We start from the raw sequence: 16,413 nt of genomic DNA, 5'->3' as shown, positions 1-16,413 counted from the left end.
TCCTGAACCCGTCCCGTCCCGAGCCCGGCAGTCGGGCCGCAGCCCGGAGGCGTCCGCCGTGCCCCACTCCTCGCTCCAGGTCTCCCCGGGCGTCGCCCAGTTCTTCAGCGTCATCACCGGCATGCCCTGGCCCAAGTCGGACGAGGGCGCGCTGCGCGACGTCCGCGACGAGTACCTGGGCCTCGCCGAGGACCTGCCCAAGCTGCGGGAGTACGTCGCCGAACTGGTCGCCCTCTGCCAGTCCCGGTTCGAGGGCAAGGCGGCCGAGGCCTTCGCCGAGCAGATGGGCCGCTTCATCGGCACCACGGGCGACGAGGACTTCCTCACCACCGCCGGGAAGATGTGCACCGACCTGGCCGCCTTTGCGGGGAAGGTCGCCAATACCGTCGAGTACACCAAGTGGATGGCGATCGGGCAGCTCGTCCAGCTGCTCTTCGAGATCGCGCTGGCGATCTTCTGGTTCCCCTTCACCGGCGGTGGCTCGATGCTCGCCCTTGAGGGTCTCAAACAGGGCGTGCGCGCCGTCCTGTGGGCGCTGCTGAAGAAGCTCGTGCAGGTCATCGTGACCCACACCTTCTTCGGCATCATGGGCGGTCTGGCCCTGGACGCCATCATCCAGGGCGTCCAGTTCGGCCAGGGCAACCGCACCGAGTGGGACACCGACGCGACCAAGCAGGCGGCGATCTTCGGCGCGATCGGCGGTGTGCTCGCCGGCCCGCTGACCCTCATCGGCATGGGCCTCAGCAAGCTGTTCGGCAAGGGCCTCGGCAAGCTGTTCCTCTCCCGGGAGCTGGGCGCCGCCCTCAAGGGCGCCGGCAAGGACCTGCCCGGCAACGCCCTCGCCAAGACCGTCAAGGGGGCCGGCACGACCGTCGGCCGCGAACTCGGCGACAAGGCCGCCCTCGGCCTCGCCAAGGGCATCGACGACGTCCTGCGCGAGTTCTCCGGCTTCATGCGCTCCGGCTTCGCCACCGGCAAGGGCGCCGCGCTCGCCGGACGCAGCTTCGCCGAGCGCTTCGAGCAGATCTTCACCAAGCACCTCGCCTCCGAACTCGGCGAGACCGCGGCCCGCAAACTCGGCCGCGAGGTCGGCGAGGCGTTCGCCGAACGCTGGGCCAAGTCCCCGGAGAGCCGGGCGGCCGTCTCCAAGGCCCTCAAGGACCTGCTGGACAACCCCTCGGCGCTCCCCCCGCAGCTGCGCACCCTCGCCGACCAGTTGCCCGAACTCGCGGGCCGCGCCGAGAAGCTGAACATCGCCTTCGTCGTCGGCCGGGCGCTCGGCGAGATGGTGCAGAGCGGCGCCAACAACATGCTCAGCGAGGGCTTCTACAACCTGATCTGGGGCCCCAACCACGAGTTCACCACCAGCGGCGCCAGCTTCCTCGGCGGCTTCCTGATGGGCGGGATGAGCCACGTCGGCCACCTCGCCGCCTCGCCGCTGATGACCCGCTACCGGGACTTCGTCCTGCAGCTCCAGTACGAGGGCGTCACCGCCGACCAGAGCAAGTACTTCGGCCCCCTGCACCCGCTCACGCTGCTCGCCGTCGCCTCCAACCTGGCCGGCCACAACGCGCCGTTCCCGGTGCCCAGGCTCGGCGCGCACGTGGCCACCGACTCGGACGGCGGGTCGGTGCGCACCGGCGGCCACGGCGCCGCCTCGATCCGGACCGCGGGCCCCGCGCCCAGCGTGGCGAGCCAGCACACGGCGTCCTCGACGGGTTCGGCGTCCTCGACCGGTTCCGCGAACTCCGCGGGCTCGACGTCCTCCTCCGGCGGACCCCGGCGGACCGAGGGCGGGCCCGTCCCGCAGACCCCGGAGGCCCCGCCGAGCGCGGAGGGGCGCACCAGTTGGAACTCCTCGGTCGACGGCCGGGCGAACCCGGAGGTGCGCACCGAGTCCGGAGGCCCGGCGGCCGTCCCGCCGGCCACCGCCTCCACGGTGACGGCCGGGGCGTCCACGGCGACGGCCGGCACGACCGCCGGCGGCGCGGGCGCCGGGCCGGTGCGGACCTCGGCGGACGGCCCCGCCGACACCGCGGGCCGCGGCGACACCGCGGGCCCCGCCGACGGGAGCCGCCGTACCCGGGTGACCGACGAGGCGGACGAACCGGTCTTCCTCGACCCCGCCGACCCGCCCGCCGCCGACCGGCCGTCCGCGGACCGGCCGTCCGCCGGGAACGCCGTGCGGCCCGACCCCGTCCCCGACTCCGCCGCCGTCCCCGACTCCGCTGCCGGCCCCGAGCGGGGCCCGCAGCCGAAGCCGGACGAGGACGACCCGCAGCAGCTCCCGCCGTCGCAGCCGGACCAGCGCCTCCGGCCCGAGCCCGAGCCGAAGACGGACCCCGAGCCGAAGTCCGACCGCGAGCCGCAGTCGGAGCCCGACCCGCAGCCGGGACCCGCCCCCGTCACCCCCTCCGGCCGTCCCTACGACCTCGCCGAGCCGCCCCGCCACGCCAACGCCGGGAAGGACGACGCCCGGCGGGCCGCCTGGGAGCAGACCCAGCGCAAGCTCCAGGACGCCTACGACGCCCGCCTCGACGGCACCGACACCACCGACACCACCACCCCCTCCCCGGACCGGCCGGACACCGACGGCCCCGACCCGGACGGCACCGGTACCCCGTCCGGCCGGATCCTGGTCGACGACCCGGAGGCCGACCTCCGCCTGCGCGACGCCTTCGCCGACGGCCCGACCCGGATGCGCGACGGCTGGGGGCCCGACAGCCCCGTCTTCCGGCGCGCCACCGACCTCCTGCACGCCGAACTCGTCGCCCGCCCCACGGACCGGCGGGAGATCCTCGCCGGCATCGACGACCTGATCGCCGTGGCCGCCGCCCGTGAGGTGGCCGCCGGCGCAGCCTCCCGCCGCTTCGACGAGGTGTTCACCCACTGGGCGCAGAACGATGCCGCCGACGTCGCCCGCACCGCCGGCCTGGACGCCGGACCGGACGCGCTGGCCCCGATCCGCCAGGAGCTGGCGGCCCGGTTCCGCGCCGAGGCGGAGAACGACATCGCGCAGCTCTTCGCCACCCGCGCGGACGTCACCCCCGACCGGGTCGAACGGGCCCGCGAGGCCCTGGACCGCCGCGCCGCCCACCTGACCCGGGAGCTCGACGCCCGCACCGCCACCGCCACCGCCGCCCAGCGCGTCGCCGGGGTGGTCGAGCAGCGGGCCGGCACCGCCTGGCGGGACGGCCTCGCCGAACGGGACGCCCGCCTGCTGGAGATCACCGGCGCCGGCACCGATGGCCCGCTCTCCCGGCAGAGCCTGGACGCCGTCGCCGCCAATTTCCGCGACAAGCTCTGGTCGGCCTTCGACAGCAGCGCACCGCCGACCCCGGAACCCGCACCCACCGGTCGGCGCCGCCGCGGCGACCGCGACCGCGACGGTGACGGCTCGACCGTCGACCTGTTCGCCGACCTGCCGCACCGCCTCGCCGTCGAAGCCGCCCGCGAGGCCACCGCCCAGCGGATCGCCGACTCCGTCCGGATGGCCGTCGACGACTGGACGGACGGTGCGCCGCCCGCCCTCGGCCGGCGCACCGCCGACACCCTCGGCCTCGACGCCGCCCGGATCCGCACCCACGCCGAGGCCGTCACCAAGGAGCTCACCGAGCGCGCCGACGCCCTGCTCGACCGCCACCACGACCCCGACAGCGGCGTCTACCCGCTCAAGCGGGCCCTCGACAGCCTCGCCGACCCGGCCGCGATCCACGCCCTGCTCGCCCGGCGGGCCGCCCGCGAGCACCTGGCGGAGACCGCCGGGCAGCACGCCCACGACCGGGCCACCGCCCGCGGCGACCTCTCCCCGGACTCCGCCGACCGCATCCGCGAGGGCCACGCCGAGCGGATCCGCGCCGCCTTCGACGAGGAGTTCGCCGACCCCGACACCCTGCGCGGCGACGGCCTGCGCGGCCCGGCGCTGACCGAGCGCCTCGACCGCTGGGAGCGCACCCGCGAGCGCCTCGACCGCGAACTCGCGGACCACCTCGACTTCGAGACGGCCGTGCTGCCCGCGCTCCGGCAGGCCGCCGACGGCTTCGACCGCCTCGCCCAGGACCGCACGCTCACCCCGGAGCGGATCGCCGACCTCAAGCGCGCCTACGGCCGCGACTGGTTCGACGCCTACCGCACCACCTGGGGCCCGGCCGGCCTCGACGGCCACCGCTGGCGCACCCACGAGGAGCAGCACGAAGCCACCTTCACCCCGCGCGAGCGCACGCCCGCGACGGACCCGTCCCGCGAGCAGGGCCCGCCCGCCCCCGGCCGGGCGATCCGCGACGCCGCCGAGGACACCCGCACGGACGACACCCCGCCCACCGAGTTCCCGGTCGCCCGGCGCAGGCCCGCACAGTCCCCGGCCCGGGACTCCGACTCGGACGACGACTGGGGTACCGGGTCGGCGTCGCCGCCGTCCTCGCCCCGGCCGCAGTACGCGGCGGCCCCCCAGCATCAGCCCGTGCCCGAAGCCGTGCCCGCGGAACAGGCCGATGTCCCGCCCCACTCGGACGCCGGCACCGACGCGACCCCCGAGCCCGTTGCGGCGTACGCGGAGACGCTGACAGCCGCCGACGGCCTCCGGATCGAACGACTGTGGGGCCCGCAGCACCGTCTGCAGGAGTTCGTCCTGATCGAGGGCGCGAACGCGATCGTGCTCGCCGACGGCACGACTCCCGTCACCGCCGGTATGGCGGACGAGTACCACGACCGGGCCCGGGTGATCGGCGACCGCCTGGACGCGATCGTCGCCCAGGCCCGTCACTTCGAGAGCCACGCCGGGCCCGAGGGGGACGCCGCCCGGACCCTGCTGGAGACGTACGAGCGGCTGCACTCGGACGGGTGGTCCGACGGGTACATCAGCGAGTTCCTGTACCTGCAGATGGCGTTCCGCGAGAGCAACGTCCCGGCGGCCTTCCCGCAGCAACTGGTCGAACGGCCGCCGTTGATGCGCGACGGGAAGGAGGTGTCGCGCCGCACGCTGGTCGGCCCGGGCGAGACGGCCCCGCTCTTCGAGGGCGGCACCCTGCGCGGCGCGGACGGCGCCTCCGACCGCTTCTACAGCTGGCTGAACGGGCAGGGCGGGAAGCCGCTCGTGATCGAGGCGTGGGCGGCGGAGCAGTCCTCCAGCTCGTGGGAGGAGCGGCCGATGGTTCTGAAGCTGATGCTCGCCCACTTCCGTCCGGGTGGCGGGATGGAGGAGGACTACTACTGGCACGGGAACCTGAACGTCCGGCTCCGGGAGGCCGCCAACACCCAGGCCCACGACGAGGACGGTCCGTTCAATGCCACCAGGTACGACGCGACCTACCTGCGCAGCATGGTGGCCCAGCACGTGTTCACCTACGAGTTCCTGCGGACCACGGATCTGCCGAACGTGGACCGCGACAACGGGACCGTCACGCTCATGCGGCTGGAGAACCAGGACCGCGTGAACGACCGGAACGGCCCGGAGCAGCGGCAGTACGACGCCCCCCTGGACTGGCAGCGCGGAGCCGCCGAGTCGTTCAGCCTGCTGGTGCCGTACAAGGACCCGGAGGACACCAATGCCACCCTCGGACCGTTCTACGTGACGGTCCAGACCCTGCCGATCCACCGGGTGTTCGGCACGCATCTGCAGGGCCGCTTCACCGACAACACGAAGACGCTGTTCCACGGCGAGGACGAGTTCGTCACGATGTCGGCGGGGCACGCCGCGCGCTTCCGGGGCACCGAAGTACCGCTGACGCCGGCCGAACTCCTCGCACTGCAGCTGCCGAACGCCGCCCAGCAACCGCCGAACAGCCCGCCCCCCGCCGCCCCCGACACCACCCCGGACACCCGGACGCCGCCGCACGTCCTGCCACCGCGGGACCCCTCGCTGCTGCCGTCCGACGACTGGGCGGACATCCGGACGCTCGCCCCGGTGGCGCGCCTGGAGACCGAGCGCTTCGATCCCGACACCGACGGCCAGGCGGGCCGGGGGAAGATCGCCGGGCCGACGCTGCCCGACCGGTACGCGGCCCGGCTGCCCGAACTCGGCGGCCTGCAGGGCAGCGAGACCGCGATCGTCTACGACGTCCGGCGGTTCGAGGCCCGACCCGGCCACTGGGTCACCGAGTTCACCCTGCGCCTGCACCTCACCGCGGCGGACGGCACCGCCCTGCCCGCCGACGGGCTCGCCCGGGTGTGGGACCGGGCCCGGGATACGGTCGACGGGCGATTCAACGGCCGCTTCCGGCTGCCGAACGGCGACCAGGTCCACCTGCGCCTGGAGCAGGCAGCCGACTCTGCGGACGCCCACCGGACGGTCACCGTCCGGCCCGGCGACGACCGGGCCGACCAGCTGACCTGGTACACCGACAGCTCCTCCGGCGTGCTCCTGCACGAGCTGATGCACTACCTCGGCCTGCCCGACGAGTACGCGGAGCGGACCGCCGCCCTGCGGCAGCGGGACCGCGACCCGGGCGGGAACGGCGTCATGGGCCCGGCCGCCCACGCCGACACCTTCACGGTCCTGCCGCGGCACCTGCAGCGGATCGAGGACGTCCTGCGGTCGGGGCCGGTCCTGCGGGACCTGAACCACCAGCAGTACCGCACCCGCACGGACCTGCCCCCGGGCAGCCCCGACCTGCCCCCGGGCGACCGGAACCGGGGCGGAGCCCACGACGCCGGCGGCAGCGCCGCCCGGCGGCCGGCCCAGGCCCCGACGCCCCCGCCCCCGCCGCCGCTCGGTGGTCCCGCCGGCCCGCCGCCGCCGCCTCCGCCGCTCGGTGGTCCCGCCGGGCCGCCGCCTCCGCCGTTGCCCGTTGTCGGTGGTCCCGCCGGCCCCCCGCCGCCGCCACCGGGTGGCGGTCCTGGCGGCCCGCCCCCGCCGCCGGGCGCGCCGGTCCCGCCCGGGCAGCACCAGGCCGCCGCGCAGGGCGCGCCACAGGCCCCCTTCGCCTGGCCGGGCGAGGTGCAGGAGACCGCCGCCCGCGAGACCGTGACGCGGCACCTCGGTACCGCGCCCCCCGCCGGCACCGGCACCGGCCCCGAGGTCACCCCCGCCGACCGGCGCCGGGGCGATGCGCTGACCGCCCGGTTCCCCCGGGTGAGCCTGGTCGACTTCGGCTCCCCCGGCACGGGCCACCAGGTGGCCTACCTGCGGGCCCTCGACGGGCTCGCCGCGATCGGCTACGCGGGTCAGGTGCACCTGTCCTACGCCCGCGGCAAGACGCCGTTCTACGCCGCCCAGCTCGGCCGGGAGGCCGACACCCGCGACCCCGCGCACTCGTACGGGCTGTTCCACGAGACCTGGGTCGGGCGGTACCGGGGGCTGGAGGTGGTGGCCCATCCGATCGGCGAACCGCCGACCGTGCAGCTCACCCCTGCCGAACGGCAGCTCGCCCGGCGCACTCCGGGGCAGGACGATCCCCACCTGGTCGAGCGCTACTGGAAGAACGTCGGCTGGCCCGGCGCCGTGATCGACCCGGACCTGGTCAGGACCCGCCTGACCGGCTATCAGGCCACCCGGTTCTCCGGTCCGGCGCTGCCCCTCCAGAACGACTTCGCCGGAAGGGTGAACGGCGGCGACAACCCCGACCGGACGGCCGGGCCCGACCACCTGGCGAACGCCTTCGGCGAGGCCGGGCAGACCCACGGGCCGACCCACCCGCAGCCGCCCTCGACGCTGACCGTCTTCGCCGCCCTCGACGCACCGCACCACGCGGACCCGGCCCAGTACTTCCGGGACGCGCAGATCGACCGGGGGATCGCCGGGATGACGGGCGACGACCAGCCGCACGTCCTGGTGCTGCAGCCCTTCCTGTGGGACCGCTACCCGCGGGAGATCCGCATCGGCACCGGTGAGGGCACCCAGGTCGCTCCGCTCTGGCCGGACGCCGGCGGGGACCGCTTCGCGGCCTTCCCGATCGTCCCGCGCCCCGAGCCGCACGACGTCACCGCCCACGTGGCGGAGCACTGGCCGCACCCCGAGGGCACACCCGTCCCCGAGCAGGCGCACCAGGTCGCCGACCTGTTGCGCAGGGCCCGCGACGGCGAGATCCGCCTGATCACCGCCTACTACGGTGCGAGCGCCGGCGACACCGTCGACCACAGCACGATGTTCGACCGCCTCCGCACGGCCGTGCAGCAGCTGGGGGGCGCCGCCCCCACCGTGCTGGTCCGCCTGGGCGGAGCCGCGCCGACCGGCGCCGACCTGGCGGTCCTCGCCGGACTCGCGGGCACCCCGGCGGGCGAGGTGCGCACGCTCGGACTGGGCCGCGTCACACCGCCCGTGATGGAACTGTTCCAGCGCTGGTCCCGGCTGGTGGTCACCGAGGGTGCCAACACCTGGCAGGAGATCCTCACCCTCGGCACACCGGGCATCTCGGCCCGACCCGGTGGCGACACCCGTCCATGGACGACGGCCTTCGACGACCCCGGATCCCACGGTGGCGGTCAGCGGATCGAGGCGGCTTCGCTGGCCCTGTCGAGGGGCCAGGAGGACGACATCGCCACGCTCGCGGACTTCATCCGCGACCTGGAGGCCGGCGACGGGCCGGTCACCCCGTACCTCGACGCCTGGCGCAGCGCGCTCACCGCCCCCGAGAACGACCAGTTCCGCCGGGCGCTGGACCAGTTGCTCGGCCCGATCCCCGGCGCCGAGCACTTCGCCCTGCCCGACCAGCAGCCGCAGCCCCGCCCGGACTCGCCGCTGTCGGCCGAGCGGCGGGCGGCGCTGCGGGACGCGGTGGTGCACCACGAGGGCTCGGGGGCGTTCCGGCTGGACGATCCGGCGGCCTCGCCGGAGGTGCGCCGGCGGCTGGCGGAGAGCCTGGACCGGTTCCCGGTGGACGAGCGGTTCTTCACCCTGGCGATGCACGCCGACGGTGACGGCGTCCCGCGTTGGCGGGACAGCGCGCTGACGCCCGCCGAGTTGGCCGACCTGCTGGTCACGCTGCGCGAGGACGGCGTGTGGGACGGCAGCAGGCCGCTGCAGCTGGCGGCGTGTTCGGCGGCGCGTGACGGTGACGCCTCGTACGCGGCGCAGACCTTGCAGGCGCTGCACGAGCGGCTGCCGGGGCTGGACCTGGAGATGTACGCGGCCAGTGGCGTGCTGTGGTTCGTGCCGGAGGTGCGGGCGCCGCACGTGGCGGACACCGCGGGGCCGGGGCATCTGGTGGTGGCAAAGCAGCCCGGCTTCGACCGCCACGGCCGGCCCGTCCTGGTCGAGGGCGGCAGCTGGCTGCACCTGAGCCTGCCGAAGGACGCGCCGCCCGCGGCCGCCCCCGCCGTGCAGCCGCTCGGTGCCCATCTCCCGGTCGGCACCGGCCGCCCGGTCACCGCGACCGACGCCCCCGCCGGCTACACCGTGCTGCGCACCGACCGGGACGCGGCGGGCACCACCGTGCGCACGGACGAGGAGGCCGTCGCACTGTCCGGGAGGAAGCGGGTCGGCGAGGGATCGCAGGACGCCGTCAAACGACCCAGGGTCGTGGAGGAGCAATCGACGGACTCCGACACCGACATGACGTCCAGCAGCGACGAGAGCCGGAGCGACAGCGACAGCAGTGACGAGGGCGGCGACACGCCGACCCCCTACGACCGGCTCATGGCCGGAGCGGAGGCCCGCAGGCTGCGGCTTGAGGCGCAGATCGAGCAGTTGGTCTCCGACGCCACCACCGTGCCCGCCAGGCTGAGGGCGACGGAGCGGCTCTCCGATGCGCTCGCCGCGCTCATCCGCCTCGGCCCGATCCGTTCGCCGCACACCGTGGACGCGGTGCGGCTGTTCGGCTTCCCCACGGCCGATCTCGCCGCGCTGGAAGGCCACCGGAACCTGCTCCTCGGCAACCCGCCCGCCCGACTCGGCGACGCGGCGTTCGCCGACCTCCACACCCGGGTCACCGCGCGCTTCAACAGTCAGGGCGGCAGCTTCACCGACAACTGCGAGTACCGGGCCCACGCCCTGGCGGAGATCGTCCACGAGCTGTACCCGGAGGTGGGTCGACACGAGCTGTTCAAGGTGTGGGCGATCCCGGAGCACGTGGGCGCGACGCTGCACCCGGAGTACCGCTGGGGCCACCACGTCGCCCTGCTGGTCCGTACCGAGGAGGGCGGTCGGGTGATCGACCCGCTGCTGTTCCCGACCCGGGCGGCCGCCGTCGACGAGTGGTCCGCTGCCGTGAACCCCGGGCAGCAGACGCCGATGCACACCATCGAGGCGTCCTGGGAGTTCCTGGGCCGGCCGAACCGGATGACGCTCGTGCCGGACACCGTGAGTGCGGACTCGGCGACGGACCACCGGCCGCAGATCGACGCCTGGAAGCACCCGGCCGGCCTCCTGCCCATGGACGGCGTGCTGCCCTTCGCGACGAACGGGCCCGTCGTCCGCACCGACCTCACCCCGGAGCTGCTCGCGACGCTCGACACCGACGGCGGGACGACCGACCCGGTGCGCGCGAACCTCGGGGTGTGGAAGGCCCTGCGGGGCGAGGTGCTGCAGCCCGGGCCGCCGCCCCGCCAGGCACCGGACACCGCCGCTCCGCAGCCCGGCCCCGACGCCGCCCCCACCGACCGGGAGGTCGTGCAGCAGCTGCGCGCGACGGTGCACCTGGGGCCGTCCGCCGGCATCAGGTTCTACGGCACCGGCACCGAGGGGCTGCAGGCCGTCGCGGGGCGGCTGGGCGAACCGGGCGCCACCGCCCTGCTGTTCACCACCGACCGGGGCCGGATCGACCGGATGTACACGCTGCTGCGCGCCGGCGACGGGCGGGTGCTGGCCGCCGACCCGCTGCTGCACACGGTGACCCCGGTCGGCGAGGTGCCCGCCCCCGACCGCCGGGCGAGCGTCTTCGCGCACGTCGAGGACGCCGCGGGCACGCCGCGGCCGGACGACGGGCGGTTCCCCGAGACGCTGTACTGGGACGAGGCGACCGACGGGCCCGAGCACGGGTTCGTCGCGGACCCCGCCCGCCCGTCCCGGAAGCTCACGGAGCTGGAGGGCTATCTGAACGTCGGCGGCGTCCTCCGGCGGGCGCGTCTGCTGCCGTCCGAGGTGATCAGCCGCGACGGAGAGTTCCTGACGCCGCGGCAGGCCGAGAACTGGCTGGCGCGGGCCGGGGTCCTGCTGGAGCCGCGCGACGTGGCCCCGCTGCTGGACTTCCTGGCACACGGCCCGCAGCGCGACTACGGCTCCGACGACCAGGCGCGGTTCCGGCAGGACGCGCTGGTCTTCAACGGCGAGCAGCAGCTGAAGGAGCAGGAGTTGCTGCTCGGCGCGGTGTCGGGCGCGGGCGCGTGGGTGGAGCGCACCTACCCGCCGGAGCGGTTCCGGTACCTGGGGCTGGGGCGCAGCCCCGCCGCGATCGTCGCCCACCTGCAGCAGCGGCACGCCGCGGTGTCCATGCCGCTGTCGAGCTTCCGGCCGGGGCCGCTGGATCCGGCGTCGGTGATCGCGGACGGGATGAGGACCGACCTCGGGGTGCCCCGGCCGAAGCCGACCGGCACCCAGTACGAGAGGCTGCAGCAGCACTTCGACCAGGCGCTGGGGACCTTCACCCCGGAGTTCCTGCACGGGCGGGACGTGCTGCTGATCGACTACGTCCAGGGCGCGCAGTCCCTCGTGGCGGCCCAGTACTACATCCAGGACCACCTGAGGGCCCGGGGGTTCGAGGGGAAGGTGGTCGCGCTCGCGTTCCACCAGGCCGTGGACGCGGGCCGGGTCCACAAGCTCGCCTCGGCGATCGGCGCGCCCCGGAACTGGTGGCAGGAGCCCCGCGACGCGCTGTTCAGGACCGGCGAGCGCCAGGAGTGGGCGGAGAGCTTCGTCCGCGTGTCGCTGGGTCCCGAGGGGCCGCTCGGCGATCTGGGGGAGGTACTGGGCCAGGCGTTCCGCAGGGAGCTCTTCGACGAGTACGCGCAGTACGGTTCGCTCAAGATCCTGGAGGCGGACGCCGCGTGGATCGGCGACGTGCTGCGGACGCTGGAGGCGGACGGCGACCTGCTGGGCGCCGACGGACCGCTGGGCGACCAGGGGCCCGTCCTGAGCGGGAGCCTGCGGGACGAACTCGTCGCCACCCACGACCCCGACCACGGGTCACGGATCACGGACGAGCAGCGGCAGGCCCTGCGGGGCATCGTCGACGAGGCGCTGCAGGGAGCCGACGAGCAGACCAGGTCGGCGATGGGCGGACTGCTGGACCGCCTGGAGCAGGCGTACGCGGCGGTCACCGTGCAGGCGAAGCGCGACCGTATCGAGGAGATCGTCGCGGGCGCGCTCCGGGACGGCATCGAGCACGGCGGGGCGCCGACCGCCTACCAGGTGCTGTGGGACGAGATCCGCCGCTTCAACGAGCAGTCGCTCTGGGGCACCCACCCGCTGGGCGAGCCGCTGGCCGCGTTCGGCGGCCCGGCCCGGGGGCGCTGGCTGAGCGATTCGGCGATGACCGCGGCCACCCGCAGCTCCCTGGCGGACGCGCTCTCGCGGCTCCCGGAGCGCGAGGGCGTCTTCCTGGTGGCCTTCCACACGGAGGCGACCAGCCGGCTCCCGCTGCGCGACGGGAGGGAGCTGGGCCCGAACGATCTGGTGGCCCTGCTGGCCGAGCTGCACCGGACCGGGGAGTGGAACGGGACGGACACGCTGCAGTTCGTCGCCTGCGGGCTCGGCACCGCGCGCGACGCGGACTTCGTGCCCGAGGTCATGCGCCTGCTGAGGGAACGCGGGCTGGGCGGGTCCGCCCTGGCCGCGGACCGGCCGGTGTGGTTCGTCCCGCGGGCGGACGGCACCGAGGGTCCCGGTGACCTCGTGGTCGCGGACCGGGTCGGCTACGACCGTGCCGGCCGGCCGGTGTTCACCACCGGCGGCCACTGGACGGAGTACCGGGCGGCGGACCCGGAGCAGCCCGGTGCCGCGCCGACGGTGGCGTCCGTCGTCCACGGGGCGTACCGGGCCGCCGAAGGGCCCGGGGAGGACCGGCCGCAGGGCTGGTCCCCGGTCGACGGGCACCAGGTGGCCACGGAACGGCCGGGCCGCGGAGCCCCGTTGCAGGACCGGCCGTACCCGGGGGCGATGAGGTTCGGCGACCCGGCGGACGACACCGCGGTGACGACCCGGGCGCGGACCGACGAGCCCGTCACCGCGGACCTGATCGAGCTGGTGCTGTCGGGCCGATCGACGGCGCCGGACCCGCGGTCCGGACCGCCCGCCCCCCGCCCCGACACCGACGGCCCGCGTCCGGACAACCCGCGCCCGGACAACCCGCGCCCCGACAGCCCGGGCCCCGACGTGCCGCCGGCCAAGCGGCAGCACACCATGGACCGCACCGCCGTCCCGCCGGCCGACCGGGGCGCGGTCGCGCCGACGCCCGACCGGCACCGGGCCCTGCTGGAGCACCTGGCCGAGGTACGGGCCGTACGGCCGGACGAGCCGCCGGCCGTCACCACGGAGCTCCTCGCCCGGCTCAACCCGGAGCGCGACGCCGCCAACTGCCTGGACGCCAACCTGGCGCTCTGGGACACCCTGGACGGCGACCCGCACCCCGCTGCGACCCGGGCCGACGGCCTGCCGGAGCGCGACGGCGTCTGGGAGGTGTCCCGCCGCCTCGGTCCGGCCTGGCACTACGGCACCGGCCCGGACGGGCTGCGGGCGGTCGCCGACCTGGTGCGCTCGGGCGGTCCGGGCACCCGGGCGCTGGTGCTCGCCGCCGAACACGGCACGATCGGCCACGCGTACACGCTGCTGCACACCGCCGACGGGAGCCTGCTCCTGGCCGACCCGCAGCAGCACACCGTGACCCCGTTCGACCGGGCCGCCGACCCGGCCGACGGGGCGAGCATCTGGGCGCACGTGGAGGACGCGGGGCACGAGCAGCTGCGCGGAGACGGCCGCTACGACGAATCGCTCTACTGGAACCCCGACACCGGGGCGCCCGACCACGTGTTCGGCATGGCGGACCCGCCGCGGCTGTTCGCCCGCAACCCCTTCCTGGAGCACAGCGACTGGAGGTCGAGGGCGGAGGAGTTCGAGCTGGCGGTCGCGGGCTACGCCTTCCGGCAGGCCCGGGGCGAGTGGTCGGCCGTCTCGCTGGCCCTGCGCCGTCTGCACACCGTGCTCAGCACCCACTACGGGCAGGCCTGGAACGACGACACCCACCTGCGGGAGGTCTTCACCCACGACGACGTGACCAGCTCCGGCCAGATCCGGCACGCGGGGCTGACCACCGCGGACATCCGGGCGATGATGGCGACCGGGAACCTCCGGGAGCAGTACACCGCGTTCTACAACGCCGCCTACTACCGGACCGGCGGGCCCGGAGAGGTCGCCGACGGGGTCGGTACCTTCAAGTCGGTGCTCCAGGACCTGTTCTCCCGGCCCGATCTGGGGGCCGCCCGGGACCTGGGCCTCGACGTGGCGAAGCTGGAGCCGTACCGCGATCAGCTGTACGGGCCGAAGCGCCGGTTCGTCGAGGCGGTGCTGTCGACTGTCTCGACCCGGCAGGCCGGGAACTTCTCGAACGACCCGTTCGCGCTCGGGAACCTGTTCGGCCGGGTGGCCGGGCTGGTCGCGAACACCGGCGAACTCGCACGCAGCCAGCACATCCGCTCGCCGCGCCCGGACGAGATGCTGAGCCCGAACCGGCTCAGCCCCGCGCGCTTCCTGCGGGCCGGGGCCTCGCTGAGCCCGCGCGAACTCGCCCTGCTCACGGAGCGCGAGGGCCTGCCGACGGTGCGCCGCATCGAACGGGAGATCCCGGTCGATGTCGTGCCGCGGCACCCGAACGGCACCCCGGACCGGGCCAGGCTCCTGCAGGAGCTGCCCGACGCCGTCGACCTGCACTACACCCTGGCCGAGGAACCCGCCCCCGACGGCCGGGTCGTGCTGACCGGGGCGACCGTCACGTTCGAGGGCAGGGAGATCCTGCGCAACCTGCGCGAGGGCGATCTGAGGGACGGTCCGGACGACGGCCCCGACCTGCCGCCGCTGCAGGGGCCGGAGTACCCGCTGGGCTCCATCGAGGGCGCGGCCCGCTACCAGCTGGACGAGAGCGGCACCTGGTACCGCGACCTCGCCGGCCGGGGCATCCCCGTGATCGGCGGGCTCTCCGGGACGACGACCCGCATGCTCAGCGCCTTCGACTGGCTCGGCGTCCCCGGGGCGCGGCGCGAGGACTTCGTCGTCGGGCTGGTCGGCTGGATGCTCCTGCCCCGCGACCACTCGCTCTACGAGATCCTCCGGGGCGCCCAGATCGCCGGCTTCCACGGGGTCGACGGCAAGACGTTCGACCTGACCGACGCGATGGCGATGTACCGCAGCCTCGACGCCCTGGGGCCGGAGTTCACCCGGGCGGCCCTGCGCGAGATCGCCCCGGACCGCATGCTGCCGCACGAGCACCTCTACTCCCAGGGGTGGAGGCAGGACGGCGGGGACGGCGCGCTGCACGCCCTCGGACGCGAGGCCGTCCGCGAGGCCGAGGAGTTCTACCAGGAGATCGTGGAGGGCGACCGGGACGACGACCCGTTCTTGCAGCGCTGGCTGAACGGGCGCCCGAAGGAGGAGCTGCTGGCGGACTTCCGCCCGCTCCACCTCCTGGCCGTCCGCGCCTACAGCGGGAACGACCACAGCCTGATCAACCGGATGCTGGAGTTCACGCGGGGCACCGCGAGCCGGCTGCCGCTCGTCGACGAGACGACCGCGATCCGGGGCCTCCTGGACGAGACGGTCCGGGCGAAGCTGGCCGACCGGACCCTCGACGTGCCGAACATGTTCTTCACGGACCCCGCGGTGCACGCGCTGTTCGAGGAGCACACGCCGGCGCAGCCGCCCGCTCCGACGGACCCGCCCGCCCGCCCCAAGCACCTCGTCGTCAAGGACATCAACGCACGGCTCCAGCAGCTCCTGCCGTCCGTGGTCACCGAGACCAAGCTCCACGCGATCATGCTGACCGAGGCACTGGAGGCGCTGCCGCCCGCCGGCGGGGTCGTCTACCGCGGTGACTGGGCCTGGGGCGGCGAGGGCAGCGGCGGCAGGTTCCTGAGCGATCTCCTCGACCGGGACACCCTCACCTTCCACACCTTCGCCAGCACCAGCACCGGCCAGGACGTCGCCGAGGGCTTCGCCCAGAAGGCCCCGGTCGGCGCGCACAGCCACCGGGTGCTGTACCGGCTCACCCTGCACGGGATCAGCGGACGGGACATCAGCTACATGTCGAGCAAGCCGATCGAGCAGGAGGTGCTGCTGCTGCCCGGGGCGCGGTTCCGGGTCACCGGGCGGACGAAGGTCGTCGACCCCGGCGACGACCGCAGCAAGGACTACGTGCTGATCGAGGCGGTGGAGGTGGTGCCGCCCGGCGCGGGCGGCGGCCAGGGCGGTGGTCAGAGCGATGGCCAGGGTGGCGGCCAGGGTGGCTGAACGGCGGCCGGTGCGGTGGCCGTTCCCGTGGGTGGGCGCCCCCGTGG

At 75.0% G+C, this 16,413-nt stretch carries 1 protein-coding gene; it reads left to right on the top strand.

Annotation, left to right across the window (positions count from 1 at the left end):
• The first annotated feature begins 58 nt into the window (after positions 1 to 58).
• The gene (locus tag ACWGB8_RS06555) at positions 59 to 16,366 is read left to right on the top strand and encodes a WXG100-like domain-containing protein (protein ID WP_452210882.1); all 16,308 of its coding nucleotides are present in this window, start codon (positions 59 to 61) and stop codon (positions 16,364 to 16,366) included.
• The last annotated feature ends 47 nt before the right edge of the window (positions 16,367 to 16,413 follow it).

The sequence above is a fragment of the Kitasatospora sp. NPDC054939 genome, assembly GCF_053610105.1.
This window is presented reverse-complemented; position numbering and strand designations above follow the sequence as displayed.